The following is a 14,801-nucleotide window of genomic DNA, read 5'->3' as shown; positions in this document are numbered from 1 at the left end:
CCTTGGTCCCCCGTTTACCTGTGCCCGTCAGGGTACGGGGCGGAGGGGCGGCTGTTAGCGAGCTACTGAGATTTTATAATTCAACTCGGATTGCTATATAAGTTCAACTGAGAACTTCCGCAGATCAATGACGAGCTTCTGAGGATGATGAAAAAATCTCAAAGCACCGCCCTACTCTCACCAACCCTCCCGACTAGGCCCCCCACTGCAAGCAATGCCTCCCCTCAGCGCGAACAGGTAGCTGTGGAAATCATCCTCTCCCCAAAAATCCCCAGAACTCGCCCCCCACAAGCCTTTGAACCTCCTTCACTCAAAAATAGGTTCGCGCAACTCCTGAAACCGTCATCCAGAGGGCGTTTCAGCGATCAGTTTTCTCGCAAAACGCTCCCCCCCAATCCCCGAAACGCCCCGTCATGCTATGATTCGCGCAAGCCCACCTTGAAAACCGCATACAGTAAGCCTTTCAGAACCCACGGTTGCAACCGGACAAAATCCCTTTGAGGGATTGAAACAACCCCATCCTGGGGGTTAGGCCCAGCTTGGGTCCCGTTGCAACCGGACAAAATCCCTTTGAGGGATTGAAACGAGTTGGCTAGAGCAATATTGCAATTTAGCGACTTTCTGTTGCAACCGGACAAAATCCCTTTGAGGGATTGAAACCGGTGGTCCAAGCCAAGCCGCACCCAACGTTTACGTTGCAACCGGACAAAATCCCTTTGAGGGATTGAAACCTTGAGTTGGGCCACCACATCCACGGATTGGTTGGTTGCAACCGGACAAAATCCCTTTGAGGGATTGAAACAGCTTGGTGTAGGAGCAAGTCCACGGCAAGGCGGATGTTGCAACCGGACAAAATCCCTTTGAGGGATTGAAACCTTACTCCCCTGTTCAAGTACGAAAACTCCATCCGTTGCAACCGGACAAAATCCCTTTGAGGGATTGAAACCGTCACCGGACCCCTCTGCCACGGGAGCTGCGACCGGGGGTTGCAACCGGACAAAATCCCTTTGAGGGATTGAAACAAACCCCATCCCGACCAGAAAGTCTGCGGCTAGGGTTGTTGCAACCGGACAAAATCCCTTTGAGGGATTGAAACTTACGCGAATCAAACTAAACATCAGGCAACCCCCGTGGTTGCAACCGGACAAAATCCCTTTGAGGGATTGAAACGACTAGTTGTCGGGGCCAGGACGACCGCACCGAGAAGTTGCAACCGGACAAAATCCCTTTGAGGGATTGAAACTGAGGGGCTGAGTAACGGAGGGGAATCGCCCTCAGGGGTTGCAACCGGACAAAATCCCTTTGAGGGATTGAAACCTGGAAATTGATCCCAAACTCAAACCCGCCTTGGGTTGCAACCGGACAAAATCCCTTTGAGGGATTGAAACAAATTCTTGCGGAGGGTGGGCAACAACAGGGCAGCGGTTGCAACCGGACAAAATCCCTTTGAGGGATTGAAACCTGTGATTGGCAGGGATGTTAACCATTCCGCTGCTCCGTTGCAACCGGACAAAATCCCTTTGAGGGATTGAAACTTTAATCGGCCCGTAGGCCTGGATAAGGTCCGCAACCTGTTGCAACCGGACAAAATCCCTTTGAGGGATTGAAACTCGAGTTCGCGGAGAGCCTGGATAGCTTGGGGGTCGTTGCAACCGGACAAAATCCCTTTGAGGGATTGAAACATCCAGCCAGTCTTCGCCCCCGCCGCCCCGTGACGTTGCAACCGGACAAAATCCCTTTGAGGGATTGAAACGTTCTCCGCTTGGACCAAATACGGCTCGATGGAGGGTTGCAACCGGACAAAATCCCTTTGAGGGATTGAAACATCTACGAGACGAACTTTAGGCAGGCGTATAGCGCGGGCCGGACCCAGCAGATGGACAGCCCAGAGATGCTTAAACGCAGACCCTATCGGCTGTATCGGCATGGGGATAGTCGCAGGCCCCGGCCCTTGCACTTGAGTTGGGATGGGCTGGTGCTGGCAGCAGACGATCCTTGGTGGGATAGCCATACGCCGATGAATGGGTGGGGGTGTAAGTGCCGGGTGTATGCCCTCAATGAGCGGGACCTCCAACGCCAGGGCAAGGCAGCGATAGACCCCACGCCTAAGGATGGGACCTTTACGCACGTTGACCGCTACACCGGGGAGACGCGGCAGGTGCCCAAGGGCATTGACCCAGGGTTTGACTACAAGCCGGGAGCGAGTCAGGGCCGTGAGGGTATTGTCCAGACGATGCTGGGGCGGTTGCCTGTGGAGCTGCGACAATCAGTTGCTACTACTTTGCCCAGCATGAACCCTCAAAAGCCTGGATTGGCACAAATACTAGCAGCCAAAGAGCAAGAGTTGCGTCGGCGTGACCCAAGGCTGCCAGAGCTAGCCTATGTGTTGGATGAGCAAGGGAATGTTTTGCTTGAGAAGGAGGGCCAAAATGACCGGATTACTTTCACTCAAGCCGAATTAGACCTGTTAACAGGAAAAATCCTGACTCATAACCACCCGAGTGGTCGCTCACTCTCCGAGCAGGATGTTGATTTACTTTTGGCTAGTGGTTTAGCTCAAATCCGCGCTACTGGTGCAGGGTATGACTACAGCATGGATTTACCGGAAAACCCAATAAGTACTTACTTTATAATCAAGGGCAGAATCGAAGCAATGAAATCTGAAATAGGTCAACAGCTTCGCAATCAAATGAATTCTGGAGAGATTACACTAGAGGAGGCTAATTTACTTGGTTTACACCTGCTCTGGTCAAGGCTAAGCCCAGTACTTAAAGTTACGTATCGACGGGAGAAATTCGATGGAATCTAAAATCCCTCAAATTTATGAAATTGACTCGGAAGAGCGGATACCCTCCTTCAGCCGAATTTGTACGTACTGTAACCACTGGGACGTCAGTGTAGGCTCACGCATCTGTAAAGCGTTTACGCAGGGTATCCCGCTGGCAATCTGGCTCGGGGAGAATGACCACCGCCAGCCCTACCCTGGCGATAACGGTATTCAGTTTGAGCCCTACCCAGTCCCGGTGAAACAGGGAGTCAGCTAGCCTTGGCTTCCATCCGTATCACTATCACCGGCGGCGATGCACTCCAGCGCAAGCTCAAGCAACTAGCTGACGCCGCCGGGAGCCTCAAGCCCGTCTTTAATGACTTCGGGGAGTACATGGTCTTGACTACCCGCGACCGCTTTGACCGGGAGACTGGGCCAGATGGTGAGCCGTGGCAGCCCCTAAATTCAGCCACGGCGCAAAGGAAAGCCCGTCGCAACAAGAACCCCAAAATCTTGCAACAGAACAGCATTCTGCGTGACTCCATTACCTATGAGGCGAGTGACGACCAGCTAGAAGTAGGGACCAACCTTATATATGGTCCGACCCACCAGTTCGGGGACCCGGACCGCAATATCCCGGCACGTCCTTTCTTGGGCATCAATGATGATGATGCTTCGGAACTAGAGGACCTGATTGGGGACTATCTAGACGTGCGTTGATTGCCGTTTACAAGCCATTTAACTGGCGTTTGAATTGCTTGTGCGAGTATTCAATCCCCCAGCCTCCAGGACGGTCTGTAGGCTTTTTGTTGGGGCGAAAAGTTTTTGCGTCAAAGTTTCCCCTGTGTGAGTTTCGACTTTGCCGGGAAGCTGGGCAGGTGCAGAGGATAGTCCATGTCCAGCCAACCTGTAGTTAATGTCGCGTCAAGCGGGAGCCTTGCCTGCGTTGCAACCGCACAAAATCCCTTTTAGGGATTAAAGCAGGAAGGGACCCTCCCTAGACTGGCTTAGCAAAATTTCCCAAGTCAATGCGGACCTATTTCTCGATACCGAGCGTCATACTGGGAATACAAGGTACGGTACCACCATGGCCTTCGATAACTCATTGCCCCAAGTGCAGTGGTTCCCCAACGTCCTACGACCTGCCACACCCCCCCAACAAATGTCCGTACAGGAGTTGGTGGAGCGTTGTCAGCGCGGGCTACAGCCCGACCGGGCCACTTTTTCCGAACTATTGCGCCGCCACCAAGTATATGTAGACCGTCTTCTCTTTCATCTAGCCCCCGAATGGACCGACCGCTCTGACTTATCGCAAGAAGTATGGCTCCGGGTGTACCGTTCGATTAAACGGCTCCAGGAAACCCAGAAATTCCGGGGCTGGTTGAGCCGGATTACCACCAATTTGTTCTACGACGAACTACGCAAACGCAAGCGACAACGCCCCGCCCTCTCCCTCGATGCCCCGATTACCACCGAGGAAGGCAGCGTAGATTGGGACCTACCCGCCCTAGACCAGGGACCCTCCGAGGTTCTGGCGGCGACAGAATTTTACGAGAAGCTTCACCGCGCCATCGCTGACCTGCCCGAAGTCTTTCGGACCACCATTGTGCTCAGAGAGCTAGAAGGGCTGAGTTACGAAGAGATTGCCGAATGTCTCAACATCTCGACAGGGACCGTCAAATCCCGGATTGCCCGCGCCCGTCGTCGTCTCCAGGAAGAACTCAGTCCTTATCTCAATAACTGACGGATTCAATCATGATGCACCGTGACGAAAAAATCAGTGCTTACCTAGATGGTGAACTCAGTCCCCAAGAGGCCCAAGAAGTAGAGCAGTGGCTCGCTGCGGACCCAGAAGCCCGACAGTATTATCGTCATTTGAGCCATCTCTATGGACAAGTACGCCAGACCAGCCCCCTCCCAGGAACACCCCTGGACCCCGAGCGTCTAATGGACTACGCCCAGCGACGTATCGTCATGACTTGGGGGATGATGGGCGGGGTGACAGTGGCGGTGGCAGTGGGGGTAGTCTTGATCCCTGTGCCCCTGGCCCAACCACCCGCACCGACCTTCCAAATTAGTCAGTACATCCTGGAGGATCAAGCTCCCCTGGACCCCAATTTGGTTTTGTTTAACGATGAAGTGGCGGTGTCACCGAGGTAATTTACTGTTGTTGGTTTGGCTCCTGTGGGGGGGGTTGACCCTGCCAAGTTTGGCTCAAGAGTGCCGGTTTGAGATTGACCGCCGTTTCACCGAGCAGGTCAATAGCATCAACGAAAAAATTAACCGGACCCAGATTATCCTCAAAATCCGACTGAAGAATATCAATACCCCCGACGATGTGATCCGCTCGATCCAACAGGACCTCTCCAGGTTGCGCCAACAACGGGATACCACGGCAGTCGAATGGCTACTGCTCACGCGCCGCCACCGCGAACCGGAAGCCTGTACACCATGAGCCGTCTTCAGGGCATTTTATTGGCGGGTCTACTCATTCTGACCCTGGGATTGGGCGGCTGGTCGGCTTGGCAACAGAGTCTGGCACCCGTGGGCGGGTCCGTGGTGCGCCTCAAGATCCAACCGGGGTCCGGGAGTAGCGCGATTGGGGATGAGTTAGTGCAAGCAAAAGTAATCCGTTCCATCTGGAGTTGGCGGGCTTATCTCCTCCTCAAGGGCTGGCAGAATCAGTTACAGGCGGGGACCTACGACCTAGACCCGAGCCAGGGTCTACCCCAAATTGCCGAACAAGTAGCGCGGGGGCGGGTAGTCCAGGTGCGGTTCACCATTCCCGAGGGCTGGAACCTCAAGCAGATGAGCCGCTACTTTGCTCAACAACAGTTCTTCGTGGAGGCCGATTTCTGGCGGTTGGTCAAGGGAAAGGACCGGGTACAAGTCCCCTGGCTGCCAGCAGAATTGCCCCTGTTAGAAGGTTTTTTGTACCCCGATACCTACCAACTTGCTCTAGACCAAGTTACAGCGCGGCACGTGGTAGACCAGATGCTTGAGCGTTTCGAGCGGGTGGCTTTACCCTTGGCCCCCCCCAGTCAGACCCAAGCCCTTGTCGCCTGGGTGACGCTGGCCAGTATTGTCGAGCGCGAAGCTGTGGTTCCTCAGGAACGCCCCCTCATTGCTGGGGTCTTTTGGTCGCGTCTACAAAAAAAGATTCCCCTGGGGGCCGACCCGACGGTGGAGTATGCCTTTGGACTACAACAGACCCCCGACCGCCCCTTGACCTTCAAACAAGTACGCCAATACTCGCCCTACAATACTTACGTTGTAACGGGACTGCCGCCAGCCCCGATTGCCGCTCCTGGTAAGGCCAGTCTGGAGAGTGCGGCCCGCCCTCTGGAGACAGATTATCTGTACTTTATGGCCCGTTACGATGGCACCCACATCTTTAGTCGGACAGAACAGGAACACGAGCAAGCTAAACAAATCGTCCGCAAGCAGCGTCGCCAACTTCCCCGGATTGGACTACCTTAGAGGCACGTTACCTGTACTGGGATGAAGTATCAACAATTCTTGACCCCCACCATCAGTTGTCAGGGTTCGGTGGTGGATTTGGACCTAGAGGCCCTGACCAAACGCGGGGTCAAGGGCTTGATCCTAGATTTCGATGATACACTTCTACCCCTCGGAGCCTTGATAGTGGACCCAGCGGTGGTCCAGTGGGTCGAGCAGAGTAAGGGCTTGTTTAAGGTCTGGATTGTCAGCAATAATCCCAACCGTAAATTCCTGGAGGCGATGGGTCAGGTGTTGGGATTACAGACAATTACCTCGGCGAATAAACCTTCGCGGCGGGCTCTGTTGCGGGTCTTGACTGAGATGGACTTGCCACCCCAACAAGTGGCGATTATCGGGGACCGGCTATTTACGGATGTCTTGGTGGGCAACCGTTTGGGGATGGTCACGGTCCTGGTTAAACCCCCCGGTAACTCCACGGTCTTTTGGCAAGGGGGATTCCTCAGGCGCATCGAACGGTTCTTGGTCCGTCCGCTCTCATGAGGTTATGGCTCCTCGCCCTACTCTTGGTCGGCTGTACCAACGCACCTAGTCCCCAGCCCGCGCCTGCCCCCGCTCTACCCGAGCTAGGTTTAGCCACTTTCACAAACCTGCCCGCCGCCGCCCGGACCACGCTCAGCGACTGTACCGTACCCCAAGCCTTCGATACCCCCCAGCCCCACAATGTCCTCAAGGGTGAATTTGCCCAGGCGGGTCAGCGTGATTGGGCGATTATCTGTTCTCAGGGGGGCCGCTCCGCGATCCGGGTCGCCTGGGGCGGTCCTCGCCGTTGCTCGAGTGAACTGGAATTGACCAGCAACGAAAATTTAGTCAAATCCCTGCCGGATAATAAATTCGGCTACACCCAGCGGTTAGAACTGGTGGAACCCGCTGCTGTTGACCGCTTGAACCGACGCTATGGCAACTTGATCCCCTCACCCATTGCTTACCAGGGTCTCCGTCAGGTCCTCATCGGTCAAACCACCCAAGTCCAGTATTGCCACGAGGGGAAATGGTACCGACTCCAGGAGCCTAGCGCGTCCGCCCAGTCACTTCAGCAAGTTGTGCCCTGAGTTCCGTCAAGGTTGTGGCGGGGGTGAGACAGGTCGTGCCCTTGCAGACTAGGGCAAGGGCGGTTGCACTGTCCTCGGGGCGGGGGATGGCCCGGAAGACGACGGTGGGATGGTATTCCTGCTGGAGTTGTTGCAGTAATTCCGGTTGGTCGGTGAAGGTCTGGACTAGGCTCAAATTGCCATAGAGGTCCACAGCGGCGAGCAGCGACGGGCAGGCGCGCGGGGCGTGTTCGAGGAGTTGGGCCACGGCGAGGAGGGTCTGTTCGGCCTGCTTGAGGTAGCGGGGGTCGTCGGTGAGGGCGAAGAGGCGCAGGAGATTCTGGGCGGCGATCCCGTTGGCGGCGGGGGTGCTGTTGTCCTGGGTATCTTTTTCACGCAGGATGAGCTCCTGGGCTGGTGCGCTAGAGCTAAAGTAACCGCCTCCCGTCGGGTCCCAGAGTAGGTCCATTTGTTGTTGAACGGCACGGGCACGGTCAAGCCACAGCGGGTCCTGCGTAGCTTCAAACAGGTCTAGTTGGGCCTTCACCCACAAACTGTAGTCCTCAGCCGTGGCCCGGACGGCTGGGGTCCCGTTGTAATTTACCCGGTACCACTGACCGTTGACATGCTGGTAGTCGTGGATAAATTGGGCACAGGTGAGAGCCAGCGTCAGATACTCCGGCTCCCCCAACGCCAAACTCGCCCGACAGAGGCCACTGATTTGTAGACTGTTCCAGGCCAGGATCAGCTTGGGGTCGGTGGCGGGGGGAATGCGTTGTTGGCGGCGGACAAGTAGCTGGTCTAGGGCAGTCTCGATTTCCGGGGTGAGGGGACCGGCATATTTTCGTTGCAGGACGTTGGTACCATGCTCGAAATTACCCTGGGCGGTCACAGTGAAGGCGGTTTCTAAGCTCGTGTCCTGGAGTTCGGCGAGCGTCCAGACATAAAATTTGCCCTCCTCCCCCTCGGAGTCTGCGTCCTGACTGGCATAGAAGTAACCCTGAGGCGCAGTCATCTCCCGTTTGAGCCAAGCCACGGTCCGCGCAATGGCCCAGCGGAAACTGGGTTCCTGGTGGCCCTGACTCCAGAGGTGGGCGAGGTATTCCAGGATTTGCCCGTTGTCGGAGAGCATTTTCTCAAAGTGGGGCACGGTCCAAGTCGGGTCCACGGTATAGCGATGGAACCCGCCGCCCACTTGGTCAAAAATTCCCCCCAGAGCTAAATTCAACCCCCGCTCTAGCGTTCTGGTCTGGCCTGGGTCTCCCAAACGACTCAACCGGAGCAAAAAATCCGCATGGGGCAACATCGGGAAGGACGGACCCGGCCCACCTGCGAGGAGAGAACTAATTTGTGGGATGGCTTGCGTGACCCAACCGGGATTGATTTTTTGACCTACGCCTAGGCGCGTCACGGCACTCAGGGTATCCATGAGACGGAGTTTGCGGTCCTGGAGGTCAGTTTTTTTCTGTTTGTAATAGTCATACAAAAATTCCAACACCCGCAAAAAGCCCGGTCGTCCATACCTCGGCTCCACTGGGAAGTACGTCCCCCCATAAAACGGTACCAAGTCGCCGGGGTCCAAAAAGATATTCAAAGGCCAGCCGCCCTGTTCTTGAATCAGTTGGAGGGCCTGCATATAGAGACTGTCGAGGTCCGGGCGTTCCTCGCGGTCTACTTTAATTGCGATGTAATGGTCATTGAGATAACGGGCAATGGTCAGGTCCGAGAAGGCTTCTTGTTCCATGACCGTGCACCAATGGCAACTGCTATACCCCACGGACAGGAAAATCGGACGGTCAAGTTCCCGCGCCAATTGCAGAGCCTCACTATGCCAGGGCCACCAGTCCACCGGGTTGTGGGCGTGTTTACGCAAGTACAGAGATTTTTCGTTACTGAGACGGTTGGTCACGGTGCGACTCACCAGGGTGATTAGCTTGTTATTCCTGAGCAATGCGGGCAATTAGATGCTGCTCAAAGGCAGCCATATCCCCAGGTCCAAAGATCTTGCCGGGAAGAGTATCAAGGATGCCCATGTAAACTTGAAATGCCTGCTCATCCTCATGATGAGCTAAGACATAGGTCCGTAGCTCTTGGCGCGTCATACAGGCTGGTTCATTGCTCCTCCGGCTGATTGGGGTCTTTGGCTTCACCATCAGGCTTGATTAGAAACTCCAGTGTAGCCCCAGCTAGAATTCAGCTCGTATCCCGCCCTACTCGTGAGTCAGACCCATAGCCCTTGACATCGGGAGTTAAATTCTGTTGGATAGATAAGGCGTACCGATTGCCGGGATAGCTCAGTTGGTAGAGCAGAGGACTGAAAATCCTCGTGTCGCCGGTTCAAGTCCGGCTCCTGGCAAATTTTCAGGTCAAGGCTTGTCCATTAAGGCAGGGTGACAATGACCGATTGGACCGTTGAGGACAGTGCCGAACTGTACCAGATTGAAGGTTGGGGCGCGCCTTATTTCAGTATTGGTGACAACGGACATGTCCAGGTTTCGCCCCAAGCGGGACGGGCGGGCACGATTGACCTGTTCTCCTTAGTCCAGGACATCCAGCAGCGGGGTCTGCCTTTGCCCCTACTGTTGCGCTTCAGTGATATCCTGGCGAACCGCATTCAATATCTCAACCAGTGTTTCCAAGTTGCGATCCAAGAATATAAATACGCTGGCTCCTACCGGGGCGTGTTCCCGGTCAAGGTGAACCAGCAACGGCATGTGGTTGAGGAGATTGTGGAATATGGTCAGCCCTACCAATTTGGACTGGAGGCTGGCTCTAAACCCGAATTATTAATTGCGCTGGCGACCCTCAAGACGCCCGGTGCGCTGATTATCTGCAATGGCTACAAAGATAGTGAATATGTCGAGACGGCACTACTAGCACAACGACTGGGCCAAACTCCGATTATCGTCCTAGAGCGGATTCACGAATTAACCCTGGTCCTAGATGCAGCGAAAAAACTAGGCATCCAACCGCTGTTGGGCGTGCGGGCGAAGTTGACGACTAAGGGCGTGGGTCGTTGGGGAGATTCGGCGGGGGACCGGGCCAAGTTTGGGCTGTCGGCCTCCCAGATTATCCAGGTCGTCGAGGGGCTCAAGGCTGCTGATTTACTCGGTTCGCTCCAGTTGTTACATTTTCACATTGGTTCTCAGATTCAAGCGATTAGCGTGATTAAGAACGCCGTGCGTGAGGCGGCGCAATTCTACGGCGAGTTGGCGGCTCTAGGGGCGAATATGCGCTACTTGGATGTAGGCGGCGGTCTGGGGGTAGATTATGACGGTTCTAAAACCAACTTCCCGGCCTCCAAGAACTACAACATGCAAGAATATGCCTACGACGTGGTGGCGGGGATTCAGAACATTTGTCAGGCCAAAGCTATCCCGGTTCCGACGATTATCAGTGAGAGCGGACGGGCGATTGCTTCACATCAATCGGTTTTGGTCTTCGATGTGTTGGGGGTGAGTAGTTCAGCGGAGGGCGGTCTACCCGTGGCGGCGGAACATCAAGAACATATGATTATCCGTAACCTCTTTGAGACCTACCAGCAGATCACTGCCGACAACGTCCAGGAAGCCTATAACGACGCCGCCCAATTCAAAGAAGACGCGCTCAACTTATTTAGCTTAGGCTACTTGAGCCTACGGGAACGGGCGCGGGTAGAAGGGCTTTTTTGGGCTTGCTGTCAGCGTATCCAACAGTTGATGCGGGAAGACGATTATGTGCCCGAGGAACTGTCGGACCTAGAGAAGGACTTAGCGGCAACTTACTATTGCAATTTCTCAGTGTTCCAGTCCACCCCAGACAGTTGGGCGATTGACCAACTCTTCCCGATTATGCCGATCCATCGCCTCAACGAGGAGCCGACGGCACGGGGGACTTTAGCGGATCTCACCTGTGATAGCGACGGCAAAATTGACCGTTTTATTGACCTCAAGGATGTGAAACACGTTCTAGAGTTGCACCCCTTGATGGCAGACCAACCCTATTATTTGGGGATATTCCTTAACGGGGCCTACCAAGAGATTCTAGGTGATCTGCATAATCTCTTTGGCGATACCAACACGATTCACATTCACCTGACTGATTACGGCTATCGCATTGAGCACGTGGTCAAGGGCGATACGATGACTGAGGTATTGCGCTACGTCCAATACGACCCAGAGGCCCTGATGGAGAGTATCCGGCTTGACACGGAACTCGCTCTCCAACAAAAACGGCTGACCTTTGCTCAAGCGCGTCTCTTGATACGCCATTTCGAGAATAGTCTGAGCGGTTACACCTACCTACACACCTCGGAGGAAGCGTTAGTTTCAACTTAGTTGGCAGGACGACCATCAAGACGCATCATGCTTGTAAATGTAAGTTAAGGTCTGCTGGGTGATGCAAGTCAGTTAATGACGCTTAGCCAACTCACAATATCTTTTATCACAGTTTCCTTGATTGAACCCACCCAATCTTACGCACCTGACAAGAGCCGATAAAAGTTACCCTAGAAGCCTCTCTCACTGTCTACCATGATCGAACTGCACAGCCATAGCACATGTTCCGATGGGGTCCTCACGCCCACTCAGTTAGTCCAGGCCAGTGCGCGAGCGGGGGTCAAAGCCTTGGCCCTGACCGACCATGACACCATGCTGGGCGTAGTTGAGGCAACCCAGGCTGCCATCCTTTTTGGCCTGGAGATCGTGCCGGGACTCGAACTCAGCACCACCCACCAGGGCCATTCCTTACATATTCTGGGTTACTATCCCAACCCCGGACAATTGGATGCGAGTTTGACGGCCCGTCAGGAGTCTCGCCAAGAGCGTACCGAGCGGATGGTGGCGAAACTCGCCCAATTGGGGGTTCATATTACCTTGCCGCCCATCGCCAACCCCGGTCGCCCCCACATCGCCCGTGCCCTCGTCGCCGCTGGCTACGTCGCCACGAGCCAAGCCGCCTTTGACCGCTACCTCCGCGAAGACCGCCCAGCCTACGAACCCTACGCTCCCCTCAGTGCGCCTGCGGGGGTCAAGCTCCTGCGCGATTGTGGAGCCGTCCCCGTCTGGGCACATCCATTATTATTTCGCGGCGGACCCACCGAGCAAGTCCTAAATGAACTTGTCCAAGCGGGTCTACAGGGTTTGGAGGTCTACCGTCCTGAGATCAGCCACAGTCAGCGCGAACGTCTCTGCCAACTAGCCCGCCGTCATAGCCTTGTCCTAACCGGCGGTAGCGACTACCACGGCACCCACCAAGGCGAAGCCCACGCCATCCAACTCAATATGCTCAACCTATCCCTGGACCTATTGGCTAACTTGAAACAACGCGCCGCGTTAAACTGACCATTAACCTCTCTGTTGCCCCTGTGTCTGCCCACATCCTCGATGGCAAAGCCATCGCCCAGCAAGTCCAAGACCAGCTTGCCGAGCGTGTCCGCCAAATTCAAGGCCGCCCCCCCGGTCTCGCGGTCATCCTGGTTGGTGAAAACCCCGCCAGCGTCGCCTATGTCCGGGGCAAAGAAAAAGCTAGTCAGCGCGTGGGTATCGTCTCCTTCCCCCACCATCTAGCTGCTACAGTCTCTCAAAGTGAACTAGCGGATTTAATTGCGACGTTGAATCAAAATTCCCACGTGGACGGGATTTTATTGCAGTTGCCCCTACCCGCCCATCTAGACGAAGACCTCCTACTCAACCTGATTGACCCCGACAAAGATGTGGACGGTCTCCATCCGGTCAATCTGGGTCGGTTGATGCGGGGAGAACCGGGTCTCCGCAGTTGCACCCCAGCCGGAGTTATGAAACTCCTCACCGACCTCCCCTTAGACCTAGCCGGGAAGAACGCTGTCGTCGTTGGTCGCTCCAAACTCGTCGGCAAACCCCTAGCCCTACTGTTGCTCGAACAAAACTGTACCGTTACCATCGCCCATTCCCGCACCCAAGACCTAGCCGAGTTGACCCGACGGGCCGATATCCTCGTGGCAGCAGTGGGACGGATCAATTTAATCACGGCACCGATGGTCAAACCAGGAGCCGTGGTTGTTGATGTCGGGATCAACCGCACGACCGACAGCACGGGTAAAAATTACCTCATTGGAGATGTAGATTTTCAGGGTGTTCAAGCCGTAGCAGGTTGGTTAACGCCTGTCCCTGGTGGGGTTGGTCCGTTGACGGTGACCTATCTCTTAGTCAACACCTTCACTAGCTACGCAGCCCGAACGAGACTTGCCCTAGTCTGAATCTCCACCCTCAATGTACTACGTCCACTTCTGACGCTGGTGTGCGCCGCGTCAAGTTCTACTACACTCCCGGCTATCCCTTGCCATAATTCTCGTTACTGGCGCAACTGGACATCAAGATGGTGCAGTAGCTCATCATCTTTTACAACGCGGAAATTTCATAGTTCGTGCCTTCGTACGGGACCAAGATAAGCCTGCCGCCCAAGCACTCAAACAAGCGGGTGCAGAACTTGTCGAGGGAGACCTCAACGACCGTGATTCACTTGACTGCGCTCTAGAAGACGTTTCTGGCGTTTTTTCGATGCAGAGCTTCAACGACGGATTAGAGACCGAAATCCGTGAAGGCAAGATGCTGGCAGATGCAGCGAAAGCGGCAGATATCAAGCATTTCATCTATAGTTCGGTGGGTGCCGCAGACCGCAAAACTGGGATTCCACATTTCGACAGCAAGTTTCAAATTGAAGAATACATCCGAGCAAGTGGTTTGCCATACACGATTTTGCGTCCGGTTTTCTTTTTCTTCAATTACAACTTGATGCGCCCGCTGATTGAAAAGGGAACCCTTGTCCAGCCACTGAGTCCCGAGACAAAATTGCTGCAACTTTCTGAAGAAGATTACGGCAAAATAGTCGCCGAGGTTTTCGAGCGTCCTGCCGATTTCATGAACCGCGCCAAGGAAGTCGCCGGGGTCAGTATGACCATGATAGAAATTGCCGCCGCGTTCAGCCGAGTGTTAGGGAGGCACGTCGCATATCAACAGATTCCCTTTGAAGCATTCGAGCAACAAGCTGGCCCGGAGGTGACCATCATGTATCGCTGGTTTGAAGACGTCGGCTACACAGCGGATCTAGCAGCGTGGAAACGCGATTTTCCAGAACTAACTGACTTTGCATCCTATTTGCGCGACCACGACTGGGTAAAACCAACCCTCAGCGCGTAGACCGAGTGGGGCAGGGGGATACCCCACGGGAAACTTAGCAGACTCGGCGGAACTTTCTGGGACCCTTGCCGTTACTGTGCTACACCCAGACCTATCCCCAGGAAGAGCGCGTAAAGCCTACGCCTGCCCTAGATATTAGAGTTGACATTCCCCCAGGCTAAAGCCGGGGGATAGCTGGGCGGTACCGCCCAGCTCTTGGTCCACGAGTTAGCTTGCAACATCGGATTGCGCCTCTGTCGTAGGGGCTATGCTCTCCCTAAGCGTTGCCGTTTCCCAGTGCCCCTGGGTACTTTTTAATCCTGCTGCCAAGATATTCAAGGCTGCATTGTG

At 54.8% G+C, this 14,801-nt stretch carries 14 protein-coding genes, 1 tRNA gene, 1 pseudogene and 1 CRISPR repeat array; of the genes and pseudogenes, 14 read left to right on the top strand and 2 right to left on the bottom strand.

What is annotated here, in order from left to right:
- Positions 1-475: 475 nt before the first annotated feature.
- A CRISPR array of direct repeats spans positions 476-1,825; the repeat unit is 37 nt; unit sequence GTTGCAACCGGACAAAATCCCTTTGAGGGATTGAAAC.
- 51 nt (positions 1,826-1,876) lie between these two features.
- The 9 genes and pseudogenes from HFM78_RS16110 to HFM78_RS03770 all read left to right on the top strand — a co-directional run.
- Positions 1,877-1,987: pseudogene (locus HFM78_RS16110) on the top strand (hypothetical protein); the annotation flags it as partial.
- A 171-nt stretch (positions 1,988-2,158) separates the two neighbouring features.
- Positions 2,159-2,809, top strand: a complete 651-nt coding sequence (locus tag HFM78_RS03805) for a hypothetical protein (protein WP_287128092.1) — start codon at positions 2,159-2,161, stop codon at positions 2,807-2,809.
- A gap of 237 nt (positions 2,810-3,046) precedes the next feature.
- Positions 3,047-3,487, top strand: coding sequence for a phage virion morphogenesis protein (locus HFM78_RS03800; RefSeq protein ID WP_287128091.1), 441 nt, complete (start codon positions 3,047-3,049; stop codon positions 3,485-3,487).
- A gap of 367 nt (positions 3,488-3,854) precedes the next feature.
- Entirely contained in the window at positions 3,855-4,511 is a 657-nt protein-coding gene (locus HFM78_RS03795; protein ID WP_287128090.1) for a sigma-70 family RNA polymerase sigma factor, read from the top strand.
- 11 nt (positions 4,512-4,522) lie between these two features.
- The gene (locus tag HFM78_RS03790; RefSeq protein ID WP_287128089.1) at positions 4,523-4,927 is read left to right on the top strand and encodes an anti-sigma factor; all 405 of its coding nucleotides are present in this window, start codon (positions 4,523-4,525) and stop codon (positions 4,925-4,927) included.
- Positions 4,902-5,222, top strand: a complete 321-nt coding sequence (locus tag HFM78_RS03785) for a hypothetical protein (protein WP_287128088.1) — start codon at positions 4,902-4,904, stop codon at positions 5,220-5,222. The genes HFM78_RS03790 and HFM78_RS03785 overlap by 26 nt, the downstream gene beginning before the upstream one ends.
- On the top strand, positions 5,219-6,247 hold the full coding sequence (gene mltG, locus HFM78_RS03780) for an endolytic transglycosylase MltG (protein ID WP_287128087.1): 1,029 nt from the start codon (positions 5,219-5,221) through the stop codon (positions 6,245-6,247). Before HFM78_RS03785 ends, mltG begins: the two co-directional genes overlap by 4 nt.
- 21 nt (positions 6,248-6,268) lie before the next feature.
- Positions 6,269-6,769, top strand: a complete 501-nt coding sequence (locus HFM78_RS03775) for a YqeG family HAD IIIA-type phosphatase (protein WP_287128086.1) — start codon at positions 6,269-6,271, stop codon at positions 6,767-6,769.
- Positions 6,766-7,338: a hypothetical protein gene (locus tag HFM78_RS03770; protein WP_287128085.1), complete on the top strand. Its 573-nt coding sequence runs from the start codon at positions 6,766-6,768 to the stop codon at positions 7,336-7,338. The genes HFM78_RS03775 and HFM78_RS03770 overlap by 4 nt, the downstream gene beginning before the upstream one ends.
- Here the strand turns inward: HFM78_RS03770 and HFM78_RS03765 are convergent.
- Positions 7,298-9,226 (bottom strand): thioredoxin domain-containing protein, encoded by a 1,929-nt coding sequence (locus tag HFM78_RS03765; protein WP_287128084.1) that lies wholly within the window; start codon positions 9,224-9,226, stop codon positions 7,298-7,300. The two genes, HFM78_RS03770 and HFM78_RS03765, sit on opposite strands and share 41 nt — an antisense overlap.
- Positions 9,227-9,254: 28 nt before the next feature.
- Positions 9,255-9,467 (bottom strand): DUF6887 family protein, encoded by a 213-nt coding sequence (locus HFM78_RS03760; protein ID WP_287128083.1) that lies wholly within the window; start codon positions 9,465-9,467, stop codon positions 9,255-9,257.
- Between the two features lie 133 nt (positions 9,468-9,600).
- On the opposite strand from HFM78_RS03760, the gene HFM78_RS03755 reads away from it, so the two are divergent.
- The 5 genes from HFM78_RS03755 to HFM78_RS03735 all read left to right on the top strand — a co-directional run bounded on the left by HFM78_RS03755 (position 9,601) and on the right by HFM78_RS03735 (position 14,471).
- A tRNA-Phe gene (locus HFM78_RS03755) sits at positions 9,601-9,673 on the top strand.
- A gap of 40 nt (positions 9,674-9,713) precedes the next feature.
- Positions 9,714-11,633, top strand: a complete 1,920-nt coding sequence (gene speA, locus HFM78_RS03750) for a biosynthetic arginine decarboxylase (RefSeq protein ID WP_287128082.1) — start codon at positions 9,714-9,716, stop codon at positions 11,631-11,633.
- Positions 11,634-11,828: 195 nt separating this feature from the next.
- On the top strand, positions 11,829-12,638 hold the full coding sequence (locus tag HFM78_RS03745) for a PHP domain-containing protein (RefSeq protein WP_287128081.1): 810 nt from the start codon (positions 11,829-11,831) through the stop codon (positions 12,636-12,638).
- A 2-nt stretch (positions 12,639-12,640) separates the two neighbouring features.
- Entirely contained in the window at positions 12,641-13,531 is an 891-nt protein-coding gene (gene folD / locus HFM78_RS03740; protein WP_396032781.1) for a bifunctional methylenetetrahydrofolate dehydrogenase/methenyltetrahydrofolate cyclohydrolase FolD, read from the top strand.
- An 85-nt stretch (positions 13,532-13,616) separates the two neighbouring features.
- A complete protein-coding gene (locus HFM78_RS03735) occupies positions 13,617-14,471 on the top strand; it encodes an NmrA/HSCARG family protein (RefSeq protein WP_315861874.1) in 855 nt (284 codons plus the stop codon).
- Positions 14,472-14,801 lie beyond the last annotated feature (330 nt).

The sequence above is a fragment of the Candidatus Cyanaurora vandensis genome, assembly GCF_013285555.1.
GTDB lineage: Bacteria > Cyanobacteriota > Cyanobacteriia > Gloeobacterales > Anthocerotibacteraceae > Cyanaurora > Cyanaurora vandensis.
This window is presented reverse-complemented; position numbering and strand designations above follow the sequence as displayed.

Bases quoted from the DNA above. Each gene is read 5' to 3' on its own strand.
- HFM78_RS03795 (WP_287128090.1), top strand. From the start codon at position 3,855: ATGGCCTTCGATAACTCATTGCCCCAAGTGCAGTGGTTCCCCAACGTC.
- HFM78_RS03790 (WP_287128089.1), top strand. From the start codon at position 4,523: ATGATGCACCGTGACGAAAAAATCAGTGCTTACCTAGATGGTGAACTC.
- HFM78_RS03785 (WP_287128088.1), top strand. From the start codon at position 4,902: ATGAAGTGGCGGTGTCACCGAGGTAATTTACTGTTGTTGGTTTGGCTC.
- mltG (WP_287128087.1), top strand. From the start codon at position 5,219: ATGAGCCGTCTTCAGGGCATTTTATTGGCGGGTCTACTCATTCTGACC.
- HFM78_RS03775 (WP_287128086.1), top strand. From the start codon at position 6,269: ATGAAGTATCAACAATTCTTGACCCCCACCATCAGTTGTCAGGGTTCG.
- HFM78_RS03770 (WP_287128085.1), top strand. From the start codon at position 6,766: ATGAGGTTATGGCTCCTCGCCCTACTCTTGGTCGGCTGTACCAACGCA.
- speA (WP_287128082.1), top strand. From the start codon at position 9,714: ATGACCGATTGGACCGTTGAGGACAGTGCCGAACTGTACCAGATTGAA.
- HFM78_RS03745 (WP_287128081.1), top strand. From the start codon at position 11,829: ATGATCGAACTGCACAGCCATAGCACATGTTCCGATGGGGTCCTCACG.